Genomic DNA, 14,344 nt, shown 5'->3' on the forward strand with positions numbered 1-14,344 from the left:
GGAGCGAAGGCCCCACGCCGCTGTGGGGTTATTTTTCGTCATCGGCAAACGAGGGGGAATCAAGCCAGGCGGTAGGCAATCCAGCCGACTTGTGGGATAGAGCAGACGAATTTGGTTAAACATGAACGTAAACAGTTATCGCTGACAACATAGAGAAACGAAGGCTCCTCCGGCAAAGGATGCTGGGGGAAGTAGGCGAAAATGACAGCATGGGGGAGACGACAATGAACGCATTGGAACAAATGGTGGCCCGGGGACAGGATTCCTTCTGGGCGTATCTCGGCTGCGAGCTGGTATCCGCAAGTAAGGAAGAAGTGGTCATTGCGCTCGATGCCAAGCAGCACCACACCAATTCCATGGGCATCATCCATGGGGGCGTGCTGACATCCTTGATGGACCAGGCGATGGGGATGGTAGCGACGGCGGCTAAAAATATCGACAGCTGCGTTACCACCGACATTAACGTACACTTTATGAATGCGATGGTTCCCGGAAGGCTGACGGTCACGGCCAAGGTGCTGCACGAAGCGGGCCGGTCTCTCGTCACCGAAGCAAAAATTAACGACAGTGAAGGCACTTTGGCTTGTATGGCGACGGCTACGTTTCGGGTAGTAAACCGCAAGTAGCGATTAAGGGGGATCCTTGCTTTCTTGTGCAGGACCAAACAAACAGAACGCGGCTTACACAACATAGACAGAATGACTTGACTTTTTTTATCAATAGTTCATAATGAAAGTATCAAAAAGATGTTATGTGGTGATAAGATGACAGATAATGAGAAAGCAAGCGGCAGACCGAAAGAGAAGACCGCCGAGGAGATGGGGTACTCCCCGAAGAAGTACCGCACGCCTGACGGTGTACCCGCGGACATCGTGATGTTTACGCTGACCAAGCGCGAGCGCAAGACCGTGACCAAAACGCTGCCGATCCGGGAGCTCAAGGTCATGTTAATCCGCCGGAAGTCGTGGCCGTTCGCGGGGATGTGGGCGCTGCCCGGAGGATTCTGCCAGGAAAGCGAATCGATTTACGACGCGGCGAAGCGTGAGCTCAAGGAAGAAACCGGCGTCGACGGCGGACACCTCGAGTATTTAGGCGTATACAGCAAGCCGGGAAGAGACCCGCGCGGCTGGATTATCAGCAACGCTTTCTTCGCCCTGGTGGAAGAATGGATGCTGGAGAGCAGACAGGCGGCGGACGATGCCGGCGAGGTTGGCCTGTTCGGCATCGATGAGGTGCTGAACGAGCTGGAGCTGGCCTTTGACCACCGGGAAATCATCCAGGATGCGTACCACCGGATTCAGCAGCAGATGCTGCATTCCACGATTGCGCGCCAATTTTTGCCCGAGCAGTTTACGTTAAGCGAGCTGTACCAGGTCATCCAGACCGTCGTTCCGGAATTCAGCGAGCCGAATTTTATCCGTAAAATTACGTCTACGCGCAGCCGGCAGGGGATCCTCGAAGAAGTACGCGACGAGAACGGAAAGCCGCTAAGCTCCAACCAGTATTCCCAGCGACCGGCACAACTGTACCGGTTCACCGATTACGTACCGCTGCTGTCCATTTATACCTAAGGGAGTGAAGGTAGATGAAAGCACTGATCGTTATCGATTTTACGAATGATTTTGTCGACGGAAGCCTGCCTGTAGGCCAGCCTGCGGTGGATATCGCACCGGCGGTAGCCGCCATCACTAAAGACTTCATCGATCGCGGCGACTGGGTCGTCATGGCTGTGGATCTGCATGAGAAGGACGATCCTCATCATCCGGAGACGAAGCTGTTTCCTCCCCACAACCTTCGCGGCACGCGGGGAAGAGAACTGTACGGTCCGCTGGAGAAGGTATACAACGACCATCGCGATGTGATTTACTGGATGGACAAAACGCGGTACAGCGCTTTTTGCGGAACGGATCTCGAACTCAAATTGAGGGAGCGCGGCATCACCGAAGTGCATCTGATCGGGGTATGTACCGATATTTGCGTGCTGCACACCGCTGTAGAGGCGTACAATAAGGGCTTCGGCATTACGGTGTACGAAGACGCTGTAGCCAGCTTCAACCCGGATGGGCATACGTGGGCATTGCAGCATTTTAAAAACAGTTTGGGTGCGCAGGTTGTCAAAGGAGCAGAGCAGTAAAGACGATGGCCCGGGACACCGGGCCTGCCTGATATGACAGGCGTATCAGCAAGGAGGAACTCGGGATGCAGACGATGGGTCTGGCCTTACACACGGATAAATACCAAATCAACATGATGTACGCGCATTGGGTGAATGGCTCGCACCGGCAAAAAGCGGTGTTCGAGGCGTACTTCCGCAAGCTTCCCTTCGGAAACGGGTATGCGGTTTTCGCCGGCCTGGAGCGTATCGTGCATTACATAGCCAATCTCCGGTTTACCGATGAGGATATTAAATATTTATCCGAGCAGGAAGAGAATTACGATTCGGCGTTTTTGGAGGAATTAAAGCAGTTCCGGTTTTGCGGCACACTGCACTCGATGAAGGAAGGCGCGCTCGTCTTTCCGAACGAACCGTTGGTCCGCGTGGAAGGCACCATTATGGAAGCCCAGCTGGTGGAAACGGCGCTGCTCAATTTCATGAACTTCCAGACACTGATTGCCACGAAGGCGTCACGGATCAAGCAGGTCGCCGGCGACGATATTTTGCTCGAATTCGGCACGCGCCGTGCGCAGGAAGCCGATGCGGCGGTATGGGGGGCACGGGCCGCTTATGTGGCCGGTTTTCACGCAACCTCCAATATGCTCGCTGGAGAGAAATTCGGCATCCCGACAAAAGGTACGCATGCCCATTCGTGGGTGCAGACCTTCGAAAGCGAACAGGCGGCGTTCGACGTCTATGCCAAGGTTATGCCGGATCAAGTGACGCTCCTCGTGGACACGTACGACACGCTCAAGAGCGGTGTGCCGCATGCGATCGAAACAGCCAAGAAGCTGGAGGCAATGGGCAAGAAGATGAACGCCATCCGCCTGGACAGCGGTGACTTGGCGTACCTGTCGATCAAAGCGCGCGAGATGCTCGATCAGGCTGGATTGAACTATGTGAAGATCGTGGCCTCCAATGACCTTGACGAGAACACCATTTTTAACCTGAAGGCGCAGGGGGCGCGGATCGATACGTGGGGCGTAGGCACCCAGCTGATCACTGCAGCCGACCAACCGGCATTGGGCGGTGTTTATAAGCTGGTGGAACGCGAGATTAAAGGCGAGATGGTTCCGACGATCAAAATATCGGGCAATCCCGAAAAAGTATCGACGCCGGGCAAAAAGGACGTCTACCGGATCGTGGACCGGGTCAGCGGGAAAGCAACGGCGGATTACATCGCCTTCCCTGGCGAGGAGAAGCCGCATGACGGCCTCCGTCTGAAGCTGTTTAATCCGCAGCACCCGTACTTGCAGAAATACGTAAAAAACTACGATGCCATCGAAATGCTCACACCGGTGTTCGAGAACGGCCTGCTGGTGTACAAACTGCCGTCGCTGGATGAAATCCGGGAATACCACCGGGAGCAGATGGATTTATTTTGGCCGGAATATTTACGCAAGCTGAACCCGGAAATTTACCGCATCAACATTAGCGAGAAAGTATGGGACTTGAAGCAAAAGATGGTGGCCGAATATATGCAGCAGGATGAGTAGCTGCGAACGAGCCGATGAGGGGGGACCAAGGGTCGCCCCTTTTTTATATATTAGATTGTATCAGTCTCTGGAGACCGCCAGTCTTACCGCTTAACCAATATTAGTATCGAGACGGGTTCTTCTCGTGCGGATATTTAGGGTAGGAAGCAGGGCATTATTTCTCGGGAAAGCGCACAATCAGGCATACTCCGATGCACTTCCCGATTATTCGACAGTTGTCTATCACGCGATAGGTTGATGACTGGCTTGACCATGCCAAGCTCCCAACATTTCATGCCATGAACTATTTGATACTGGGAGGACAGGGCATCGGGTTGCGTCCTTATATTTTGAAAGAGTCTCTGCTGAGAGGTATAATATGGACAATCTTAAGGAGGGACGACGCAAATGGATAAGTTTCAGGCTTTTATGGTCCGAAAAGACGAGAATGGCGGATTCCGGAGCGGGATCGAAACGCTGACCGAGGGTCAGCTGCCGCCGGGGGATGTAACGATCCGCGTTCATTATTCGGGGGTGAATTACAAGGACGGATTGGCAAGCTTGCCTGATGGGAAGGTCATCTCCAGGTATCCGATGGTGCCGGGCATTGACCTGGCTGGCGAAGTCACGCATTCGGAGCACCCGGCGTTTAGGCCCGGGGACCAGGTGCTGTGCACGGGGAACGGTGTAGGGACCGACCACTTTGGAGGATTCAGCGAATACGCCCGCCTGAAAGGTGATTGGCTCGTACACCTTCCGGAGGGACTCAGCATGCGTGAGGTTATGGGAATCGGGACGGCCGGGTTTACCGCCGCCTTATCGGTGGACGCGTTGATCCGGAGCGGCCTCACGCCGGACAGCGGGGAGGTGCTGGTGACCGGAGCGACGGGCGGTGTCGGCAGCTTTGCCGTCAGCATATTGTCGCGGCTCGGATATCAAGTGACTGCCAGCACAGGCAAGCTGGAAGCCCAGAAGGAATGGCTCACCGGGCTCGGAGCGAGCGCCGTAGTCGGGAGGGAAGAGTTTTCCGCCCCGGTTCAAGGCGTGCTGTCCAAGAGCCGCTGGGCCGGCGTGGTCGACCCTGTCGGGGGTCCACAGCTGGGGACGCTGCTGAAAAGCGTGAAATACGGCGGCGGCATCGCCCTTTCCGGATTGACCGGAGGAACGGCGTTCGACAGTACGGTTCATCCTTTTATCCTGCGCGGCATCAACCTGTTCGGGATCGATTCCGTCTTCTGTCCGATGGAAACCCGGAGCCGGGTCTGGAAGCTGCTCGGATCGGCGTGGAAGCCAGAGACGGCTTTGTCCCAGGGATTAACCGAATGCGGATTGCGCGACCTTCCGGACGTCCTGGAGGCTATTCTGCGCGGGAAAGCTGTGGGGCGGACGCTGCTCCGCTTGGAATCTTTGTCCGAGTGAACCGTGCTGCATAAACCGTATGCTTTGATGGCATTCTAACCCTATATCAGCTTAGTGCCGCTACAATCGGCAACAGGAATCTGGAAGGGATGAACCATCATGAAGAAACGGGTAGCGGGAGTTCTGGCCGGTGTGCTGGTTACAGCCGCCATGGCCGGATGCGATTCGCATGAAGTCGTCAAAAAAGAAACCAAACTATATAATATGCAGTCTTATTCGGAGGGAAACCTTCGGGCGCAATCCCAAGGCAAAGGGCTGAACGGCAAGTTTCTGAAGGAGATGCAGATTCAGTTCGGGCATGAAGGGGTCCCTCTGACCCATGAGATGTACGCGGAGGACGGAAGAGGCAATATCAGTTATATGTACATGATCGCCGGCAATCCGCTGCAGTATATTACGCTGCATGTCTTTTCAAACGAAGCGGAGCGGATCGAGCGGATTCATAACTGGTACGGTGACCAAAAATTGATCGATACGCCGCGGTCCCGGACGGTCATCTATAACTATTCTACCGCTTCGCTGATTTACACGTCCTCCGGCAAAGAGAAGGGCAAATACGACCCGGAAGTGAAAAAGGTGTTTAATTCCCTGATCGAGCGGATGAAATAATTCAGGAAAAAAAACGAAATGCCGGCTCATCCGCGATGAGTCCGGCATTTTTGTGTTTGCGTTTCGTTTACCCGCAGTCTATTCCTTCTTGTAAATTTCCCGCATGACATGCCGGAGCTCCGGCACGATGATCTTTTCCAACGCCAGCTTGACGGCCCCTCTGGACCCCGGCATGGAAAAGACGGCGGTCTTACCGACCGTACCGGCGATGGCCCGGCTCAGAATCGCTGCCGCCCCGATATCCTCCGTATAACTCAGGTACCGGAATATTTCTCCAAAGCCGGGCATTTCCTTGTCCAGCAGGGAAGAGACCGCCTCGTACGTCGTGTCTCTCGGCGAAATGCCGGTTCCCCCGGTGAGCAGCAGAGCCTCGACATCCGGACGCGCTGACGCTGCGTGCACCAGCTCGCGGATTCCCTCGTAATCGTCCGCCACGATGGTATAATCGGCAATCCGGTAGCCCGCTTTCTCCAGCAGGGAGATCATCAGCTGCCCGCCGGTATCGGTTTCTTTGGTACGGGTATCCGAGACGGTCACGACCATGCAGGACACGGTCTCGGGTGCCTGGCTTCGATGCTCGTCCACTGACTTCATGTTCATACGTTATCAACTCCTACGATCTTTTCTCGCTATTTCACTAGGATAGTCTTTTCCAGAATGCCTTGCAAGCTGAAGGTGACAACGCAGTGACTGAGCAGTGGTAAGCTGCAGGGGGCGGCAGGGGGAAACGGAGTGCCTTGCGGCAGTGCTGGGTGCTGTAGTACACTGTGCTAGTCATGCAAGGAAGGATAACGGAGGAGATATCATATGAGCCAAACGACGCCAATTTACATATTGTCCGGATTTCTCGGTAGTGGAAAAACGACATTACTGCAGCAGCTGATAGACCATTGGCAGGGCGAGGGATTGCTGCCGGCCGTCATCATGAACGAGGTTGGTGACGTGAACCTTGACGGGCTGCAGGTGCAGGAGCAGGTCCCGATGACGGAAATGCTGAGCGGCTGCATCTGCTGCTCGATCCGCGGGGACTTGAGCGGGGAAATCGCCGGTCTGATCCAGCGCGAGGCACCGGATGTCATCGTGGTCGAAGCGACGGGCATCGCCAATCCGATGGAAATTTTGGAGGGGGTGTCCGAAGCAGCTCTCTATTTGCCGATTGACCTGAGGGGCATCATGACGGTCGTGGACTCCGCTCACTTGCTGGAGCTTTACAACGTTCAGAAGGGCAAAACCTACCGGCTCATGCAGGAACAGATCCGCTGTGCATCGGCATTGATCCTGAATAAAATGGACAGGGTTACAGAAGATGAGGAAGGCCTGCTGCAAAGCATTGTTGAACGGTGGAACGGATACGCTGGGGTGTGGAAGGCGGTCCGGTGCCGGGTGGACATCCCGGCGCTGCTTGATGCTCTGGGAGGAGTCAAGGCAGACTGGACTCGCGCGGCGGACAATGAGAGCAAGCAGGCTGCGGGAGAGCTTGTACCGCAAAATGGCCGGGAGCAGAAGGCCGAACCGCACGGTGAATCGCAACCTTTGCACCACCCGCATCATGCCCATAAATCGCACCACCATGAATCACATGCCCATGAATCGCATGATCATGTTATGGTTTACACCCATTATTTTAAAGGTCCCGTTGAGAGCATGGCCTTTGAACGGTTGATCGCCAATCTTCCGCGGGACGTGTACCGGGCCAAAGGTGTGCTGACCTTCAGCGATACGGCCAGCCGCTTCCTATTCCAATATGCCTTCCGGGAGTCCGATTTTATGAAAATCACCCCGCAGGGAAATGTTCCGGATGTTGCGGTTTTCATCGGCGAGCACTTTTCGCGGAGTGAGCTCGAACAGGCTCTGCTCAGCCTCGAACAAAGCGGGCTGCGGGAGACAGACTGAATTTTCCTGGTTATAACGCCTCCCAAACGGTTAATAGATGTGCAGAGCAATCAATCACGGGAGGTAGATCGATCATGATGAATCAGGAACAACAGTACAAGGATTGTATCGAAGCCTGTTTGCAGTGCATGAATGCCTGTAATGTGTGTTATGTGTCCAGTCTGAAGGAGTATGAGCTCGCCATGCTGCGTGAATGCATCCGTCTGGACCGGGAATGCGCGGATATTTGCGATTTGGCGGCGCAATCGATGCTTCGCCACAGCCCGTTTGTGACGCAGATCTGCGAGCTGTGCATCACGGCCTGCGAAGCGTGCGCCGAAGAATGCAGCAAGCACGAGCACGATCACTGCCAAGCATGCGCCGAGGCCTGCCGCCGCTGCGCCGAAGCCTGCCGGCAAATGCTCGTCGCGGCCTGACCGATCATTATACAGCATTGAACGACTGCCTGATTGCCGGGGGATGACCCGGCGGTCAGGCATTTTTTCGTTTCAGGGTTACACATCCGTCTATGCGATTGTTTTTCCATGGATCCGGGTAACATATGGATGGTTACTACAACCTGTATCGGCAGAAGGGAGAACAACATGGACAAGCAAAAGACCAAGGAATCTTCAAGTTTCATCCCCTACATACCTGCATCCAGAACGCTGCCGGAACTTACGGTGCTGGCCGTCATTCTGGGCATCATCCTGGCGGTTGTATTTGCGGCTGCCAACGCCTACCTGGGACTTAAAATCGGGCTGACGGTCAGCGCATCCATTCCAGCCGCCGTCATATCGCTCGGTGTCCTGCGAGGATTGTTCAAACGAAAATCGATTCTGGAAAACAATATCGTGCAAACGATGACGACAGCGGGCGAGGCGGTGGCAGCCGGGGCGATCTTTACCCTGCCCGCCCTTTACATGTGGAATCAAGTCCCGGGCATCGGAACCGTCAGCTTCATCGTGCTCGTCGGGGGATTTTTGGGCGTCGCGATGATGATTCCGCTGCGCCGGCTGCTGATCGTCAACGAGCATCAGACGCTGCCTTACCCGGAAGGCACCGCCTGTGCCGAGGTGCTCATATCGGGAGAAACCGGGGGCAAGAGCGCAAAAATGGTGCTATACGGATTTATCGCCGGCGGCCTGGTGAAAGCGCTGGGTGATGGCTTCAAGTGGTTCAAGACCGAGATCGAGACAGGCATTCACCGTTTTAAAAACGCGGTCATCGGCATGGATACATACCCTGCGCTGCTTGGCGTAGGCTACATTATCGGTCCGGCGATTTCGGGGCAGATGCTTGCCGGCGGGATCATGGCCTGGCTCGTGATGATTCCGATGATCGGCTTTTTCGGCGGAGGCGCACAGGCTGTGCTGTCACCGGCCGAAGCGCCGATCCCGCAGCTGGACGCCTGGGGCATCTGGGAAGGCTACATCCGCTACATTGGCGCGGGCGCAGTGGCGGCAGGGGGATTGATTACGCTGGTCAAGACTCTGCCCATGCTGTTCAGCTCGCTGGCGGCGACTTTGTCCGGCTTGAGCAAACGAAACGAGCAGAAGGTGACGCTTGACCGCACCCAGTTTGATATTCCCGGCTTTTGGGTGACGATCATGATTGCGCTTCTCGTCATTATCATCGCGTTTGCCCCGCTGACCGACGTGGGGATCATTGGCGCGATCGCCATCGCCATTTTCGGCTTTTTGTTCGTAACGGTCGCTTCCCGGATTGTTGGCCTGGTGGGGAGCTCCTCTTCACCCGTGTCCGGCATGACGATTGCGACGCTGCTCATCGTAACGTTTATTTTTAAAATGACCGGGTTATCAGGCATGGGCGGAATGATCGCCGCACTGACGGTTGGAGCGATCGTCTGCGTCGCGTTGGCTGTGGCCGGGGACATTTCCCAGGATTTGAAAACAGGTTACCTGGTGGGCGGGACGCCTTGGAAGCAGCAGGTGGCCATGATGATCGGGGTACTCGTATCCGGCCTGGTGATCGGCTTCATTCTATCCGTACTGAACGAAAGCTACGGACTAGGATCGGAGCAGCTTCCTGCGCCGAAGGCCGTTTTGATGCGGCTGATCGTGGAGGGGATCATGTCGAACAATTTGCCGTGGGAGCTGATCTTTATCGGTGCGGCTTCGGCGGTTGTGTTCGAGTTCTTGGGTCTCAACTCGCTGACCGTAGCGGTCGGCATCTACCTGCCGATTCATGTCAGCACCCCGATCATGGTCGGCGGTATCGTTCGCTGGTTTGTGGAATGGCGATCACGGAAGGACGCCGGATTGCTCAAAGCCAGGGTGGAAACGGGGACGCTGCTGGCTTCGGGCCTGATCGCCGGCGAATCGCTGATCGGGGTGATCATTGCGATCCTGATCTGGCTCGGCGTTCCGATTCCGGAAGACGTCCTGGTCTCCAGCAATGTGCTTCCGCTGGTCGTTTTCCTGCTTGTCGTCGTGATGCTGGCATGGATCTCTCTCCGGCAAAAGAAAGAGTCCGTCGTGACGAAGCGGGAGGTGTAGCAACATGCTGGGCTACCGGAAAAAGCGGAAGGACGCCGCGGAAATACCGATCAACTTGCTGGACTTAGTTCCGGTGCTGCATTCGAAGGTGAAGGCGGAAAAGAACGAAGGGATCGTGACGTTGTTCGTGCCGCGGGAGGGGTGGCTGGCCCGCCAGTCAGTCAAATGGCTGAAACAGCCGGCGATCGTCCAAATCCGGCTGGATGCGCTGGGCAGTGAAGTGGCCGCCTGCTGCGACGGTTCCCACTCGGTGGCGGATATCGCAGGCAAGCTCCATGCCCGGTTCGGTGAGCAGGCGGAGCCGCTGCTGCCAAGGCTGGCCAAGTTTATCGAGCTGCTGGAAATGAACGATTTGGCCGTATGCCGTCCGGGTGATTCCTGCCAACGGGCACAGGATGCATAAGAGGTAAGCATGAACAGGCAATCCTGCGGCAGAAAATTGGGGTGTTGCATTCTTTGCTGTCCGCCGTGTATACTATTGAAAATTGAACGTCATGGAACGGGAGAGTAGTGAAGCGTCAGGGCATCAAGCGAGCCGGGGATGGTGGAAGCCGGTATGCCGCGCCTTCATGAAGCGCACCCGGGAGATGGCCTTTTGAACGATAACCGCAAGATGGGTGCGGAGTAGAGAGGTCCGGTTAGCCGCCGTTACAGGCTTCAAGGGAAACGGATGCTGTGCTGGCGCATGGGCCGTTTACTTAGAGTGGTACCGCGGGAACTCAGCTCTCGTCTCTATTATGGAGACGGGGGCTTTTTATTTTTGATAGTCGTCACGATATGGAAAGGATGATTGTTATGTTACAGGAATGGATCGCGTCGGCGCTCGAGCCGCACGTGCCGTGGACGAAGCAGCAAATAGTGGACCTGCTGGAAATCCCGCCGCAGCCGCAGATGGGGGATGTCGCATTCCCATGCTTTACGCTGGCTAAAACGTTTAAAAAATCGCCTGTGGACATCGCCAAAGAGCTGGCAGCCCAATTTGACGGGCGAGACGGAATACAGGCGGAGGCCGCCGGCCCTTATGTCAACTTCAGGCTGGACCGTAAGCGCTACGAGCAGCAAATCATGGACGAGTTAACAGCGTCAGATCAGAGACCGAACCTGGGAAAAGGAGAAAAAGTGCTCATCGACATGTCCTCGCCGAACATCGCGAAGCCGATGGGCATCGGGCATCTGCGCTCCACCATGATCGGTGCCGCCCTGTACAACATGTACAAACTGGCGGGGTATGACGTGGCCAGCATCAACCATCTGGGAGACTGGGGCACGCAGTTCGGCAAGCAAATCGCCGCATACAAACGCTGGGGGAACGATGAAGCCATTGCGGCCCATCCGATCAAAGAATCGCTGAAGCTCTACGTTCAGTTTCATGAGGAAGCACCCCATGATGAGACGCTGGAGCCGGAGGCCAGGGACTGGTTCCGGAAGCTGGAGTCCGGGGACGAGGAAGCTTACCGACTCTGGAAATATTTCGTGGACGTCAGCTTGAAGGAGTTTCAGCGGATGTACGACCGGTTGGGCGTCAGCTTCGACTATACGCTCGGGGAAAGCTTTTACAACGACAAGATGGATGCCGTCGTGGATCAGCTGCGCGACCAGCATCTGCTCGAAGAGAGCGAGGGCGCGCTGGTCGTGCGCCTGGATGAAGAGGGGATGCCGCCTTGCCTGATCATCAAAACGGACGGAACGACCATCTACCCGACGCGTGACCTGGCAACCGCCCTTTACCGGCACGATGTCTTGAAAGGCGACAAGCTGCTGTATGTCGTGGGCGGCGAGCAGAGGCTGCACTTCCAGCAGGTATTTGCCGTGCTACGCCGCATGGGAGCAGACTGGGTGGATCAATGCGAGCATGTGCCGTTTGGCCTGATGCGCTTTGAAGGAAAGAAAATGTCGACCCGCCGCGGCAAGATCGTTTATCTTGAGGAAGTGCTGGATGAGGCGGTTGCCCGGGCATTGCAAATCATTGAAGAGAAAAACAGCAGCCTCGAACATAAGGAGGAGGTCGCGGAGGCGGTCGGCATCGGGGCGATAATTTTCGGGGACTTGAAAAACAACCGCCTGAACGAAGTGGATTTTTCCCTGGAGGAAGCGCTGAATTTCGACGGGGAGACAGGGCCGTATCTTCAGTACACGTATGCGCGTACCCAAAGCGTGCTGTCCAAAGGACGCGCGGCCGGGGAACCGGAGAGTGGAACGGCCGGGCCAGACCAAGCGGTAAACGGCCAGCTCGGAGATTCCGGATGGGAGCTGCTGAAGCTGCTGACCCGCTTCCCGGACCAGCTGAAGCGCGGTATCCAGAACAACGAGCCGTCGGTGATGGCGCGGTATGCGCTGGATGTAGCTCAAGCGTTCAACCATTTTTACAACAAGGAACGGATTGTCACCGATGACAGAAGCCTGAGGGAAGCGAGACTGAAGCTGACGGAGCTGACGGGCGCTTCATTAGCGAGAACGATGCATCTGCTCGGATTAAAAACGCCGCAGCGGATGTGACGCCATTTGTTGAACGGGGAGGAGAGTTGGTTGGCTGTACATCAGCAAGGAACCGGCCGGCGGAACACGCCGGCGGAGATCATCCTCCGGCTGGAGGATGTCAGCAAACGCTACGACCGCCGGGTAGTGATTGAGCATATGACGCTCGAGATCGCCAAAGGGGAGTGTACGGCGCTGGTCGGGAAAAACGGCTCGGGCAAAAGCACGTTGCTTCGCTTGCTGGCCGGATTATCCCGTCCTACCGAGGGAAGACGGCGGGTGGAGGACGTCCGAAGCCCCACGATTGGACTTGTCGCCGAGAAGTTTCCGGCGCTGCCGTTTACGCCGGGCGAGTTTTTGATGAGCATGGGCGTTACGCGAGGGATGGACAAGCGGACCGTCCAGTCGGAAATATCCGAATGGCTCAAGCGACTGGGGATGGATTCGTATAGGGATGTTCGAATGAGCCATTTTTCGAAAGGCATGCTGCAGAAGATCAATCTGGTTCAGGCGGTAATGGGGAAGCCAAGGCTTCTGCTGCTGGATGAGCCTTTGTCCGGGATCGACACCCCCTCGCAGAAAGAGGTGGTCCGCCTGCTGATGGACATCAAGGGGATGGGGACCGCGATGGTCATGTCCGTCCATGAGCCGGAGCTGATCAACCAAATAGCCGATCGCATCGTACTGCTTGAGAACGGAAAGATCGTGAAGGAGGAACGCGGGTTCCGCATAGAAACGGTCCGGTATGCGACGATTCTTTTTCATGGTGATCCGCTGCGCGTCCGCCAGTCTTTAGAGGGGATCGGCGATAGGGAAGTGGCTTGGGTAAAAGAGGGGGCGGAATCCGTGATTCATGTAAGAACGGACTTAAGCGATCATGTGCTGCAGCGGATCCTTAACGGCGGCGGTCATATCGTATCTGTTTCGCAGCACGAACCGTCCGAAGTGGATCTAGGCGAGCTGCTCAAAACTGCGGCGGCTGCCTCAGAAGGAGGAGCGCTATGATCCGTCTCGCTACTTTTTTACTTGCCAGTTACATCCGGTCTTACCGATACTTTGCTCCTGTGGGGAGCATGCTGATTGCGATGATGCTTTTGTACTCCTACAAGCCGAACCCGGTGATGGACAGCTATGCGGTCACTTCCGCATTTCTGTTTGTCGGCGGGGCATGGTTGTCATTCAGCTTCCTGAATCATGCGGGCGCCGTATTGGAACAGCTCAGCGTGATTCACGCAGGGAGCATGCGAAAATATGCCGCAAGCCAAATGCTGGCTCTGCTCGCCGTCATCGTCTTTTTAAGCGCCTTTTTCCTGCTGTATCCTGTGGTGATGAACATGTTCGCCGAAACGGTCAGCGCACGGCAGTGGCTTATCGCTTCTTCCGGGCATTTGGCATTGGGCATGCTGGGCGCAGGCGTCAGCTATTTCCTTCAAGCCGCTTACATCCGCAATATCAGCCGCGCGACGGCGATTCTGCTGATCATCGTCATTTTATCGATTGGGGCGAGGCAGATTGCGGCCAAGCTGCCCGAAGGCTTATCTGGATCCGCTGGGCCTTCCCTCCAGTGGCTGAAATGATCGACACCCTGATGCGAAGTGATACCGCTCTTCTTACAGGCGTATGGGGAGTAATCGGGTATACGTACCTGTATGCTTTTGCTCTGGCCGCAGCCTATTGGATATTCTCCGCATACCGTGATGCCAGAACATAGGCTGATACATTGGGCTTTTCTCAGAACATTGGAACTGTTGATTTCCTTCTACCCCCGGGTTGTGATTGGGCCGTAAGCACGGTAACATGGAGATAGGTCTGTCCGATCA

Annotated in this window: 14 protein-coding genes and 1 other annotated feature; of the genes, 13 read left to right on the plus strand and 1 reads right to left on the minus strand. The window is 55.8% G+C overall.

Annotation, left to right across the window (positions count from 1 at the left end; all coding sequences use genetic code 11):
* Window positions 1–224 precede the first annotated feature (224 nt).
* From MKY74_RS15785 to MKY74_RS15810, 6 genes are all read left to right on the plus strand, one after another.
* Entirely contained in the window at window positions 225–626 is a 402-nt protein-coding gene (locus MKY74_RS15785) for a PaaI family thioesterase (protein ID WP_076167968.1), read from the plus strand.
* 192 nt (window positions 627–818) lie between these two features.
* Window positions 819–1,571, plus strand: coding sequence for an NUDIX hydrolase (locus MKY74_RS15790; RefSeq protein ID WP_076169533.1), 753 nt, complete (start codon window positions 819–821; stop codon window positions 1,569–1,571).
* Window positions 1,572–1,585: 14 nt separating this feature from the next.
* Window positions 1,586–2,134, plus strand: a complete 549-nt coding sequence (locus tag MKY74_RS15795) for a cysteine hydrolase family protein (RefSeq protein ID WP_076167965.1) — start codon at window positions 1,586–1,588, stop codon at window positions 2,132–2,134.
* A gap of 65 nt (window positions 2,135–2,199) precedes the next feature.
* On the plus strand, window positions 2,200–3,651 hold the full coding sequence (locus tag MKY74_RS15800) for a nicotinate phosphoribosyltransferase (protein WP_076167962.1): 1,452 nt from the start codon (window positions 2,200–2,202) through the stop codon (window positions 3,649–3,651).
* Window positions 3,652–4,038: 387 nt separating this feature from the next.
* Entirely contained in the window at window positions 4,039–5,049 is a 1,011-nt protein-coding gene (locus MKY74_RS15805; protein WP_076167959.1) for an acrylyl-CoA reductase family protein, read from the plus strand.
* A 99-nt stretch (window positions 5,050–5,148) separates the two neighbouring features.
* A complete protein-coding gene (locus MKY74_RS15810) occupies window positions 5,149–5,658 on the plus strand; it encodes a hypothetical protein (RefSeq protein ID WP_076167956.1) in 510 nt (169 codons plus the stop codon).
* A 78-nt stretch (window positions 5,659–5,736) separates the two neighbouring features.
* On the opposite strand, the gene MKY74_RS15815 is transcribed toward MKY74_RS15810, so the two are convergent.
* Window positions 5,737–6,258, minus strand: coding sequence for a MogA/MoaB family molybdenum cofactor biosynthesis protein (locus tag MKY74_RS15815; protein WP_076167953.1), 522 nt, complete (start codon window positions 6,256–6,258; stop codon window positions 5,737–5,739).
* A gap of 207 nt (window positions 6,259–6,465) precedes the next feature.
* Between MKY74_RS15815 and MKY74_RS15820 the strand changes: the two genes are divergently transcribed.
* The 7 genes from MKY74_RS15820 to MKY74_RS15850 all read left to right on the plus strand — a co-directional run bounded on the left by MKY74_RS15820 (window position 6,466) and on the right by MKY74_RS15850 (window position 14,101).
* Window positions 6,466–7,551, plus strand: coding sequence for a CobW family GTP-binding protein (locus tag MKY74_RS15820; protein WP_076167951.1), 1,086 nt, complete (start codon window positions 6,466–6,468; stop codon window positions 7,549–7,551).
* A gap of 77 nt (window positions 7,552–7,628) precedes the next feature.
* A complete protein-coding gene (locus MKY74_RS15825; RefSeq protein WP_076169531.1) occupies window positions 7,629–7,967 on the plus strand; it encodes a four-helix bundle copper-binding protein in 339 nt (112 codons plus the stop codon).
* Between the two features lie 168 nt (window positions 7,968–8,135).
* Window positions 8,136–10,049: an OPT family oligopeptide transporter gene (locus tag MKY74_RS15830; protein ID WP_076167948.1), complete on the plus strand. Its 1,914-nt coding sequence runs from the start codon at window positions 8,136–8,138 to the stop codon at window positions 10,047–10,049.
* A gap of 4 nt (window positions 10,050–10,053) precedes the next feature.
* On the plus strand, window positions 10,054–10,452 hold the full coding sequence (locus MKY74_RS15835) for a PqqD family protein (protein ID WP_076167945.1): 399 nt from the start codon (window positions 10,054–10,056) through the stop codon (window positions 10,450–10,452).
* 83 nt (window positions 10,453–10,535) lie between these two features.
* Window positions 10,536–10,786, plus strand: a binding site (T-box leader).
* Window positions 10,787–10,844: 58 nt separating this feature from the next.
* Window positions 10,845–12,545: an arginine--tRNA ligase gene (gene argS, locus MKY74_RS15840; RefSeq protein WP_076167942.1), complete on the plus strand. Its 1,701-nt coding sequence runs from the start codon at window positions 10,845–10,847 to the stop codon at window positions 12,543–12,545.
* Between the two features lie 30 nt (window positions 12,546–12,575).
* Window positions 12,576–13,529, plus strand: a complete 954-nt coding sequence (locus MKY74_RS15845) for an ABC transporter ATP-binding protein (protein ID WP_076167939.1) — start codon at window positions 12,576–12,578, stop codon at window positions 13,527–13,529.
* Window positions 13,526–14,101 (plus strand): hypothetical protein, encoded by a 576-nt coding sequence (locus MKY74_RS15850; RefSeq protein ID WP_076167936.1) that lies wholly within the window; start codon window positions 13,526–13,528, stop codon window positions 14,099–14,101. The genes MKY74_RS15845 and MKY74_RS15850 overlap by 4 nt, the downstream gene beginning before the upstream one ends.
* The last annotated feature ends 243 nt before the right edge of the window (window positions 14,102–14,344 follow it).

The sequence above is a fragment of the Paenibacillus sp. FSL R5-0378 genome (assembly GCF_038009285.1).
GTDB lineage: Bacteria > Bacillota > Bacilli > Paenibacillales > Paenibacillaceae > Paenibacillus_AQ > Paenibacillus_AQ favisporus.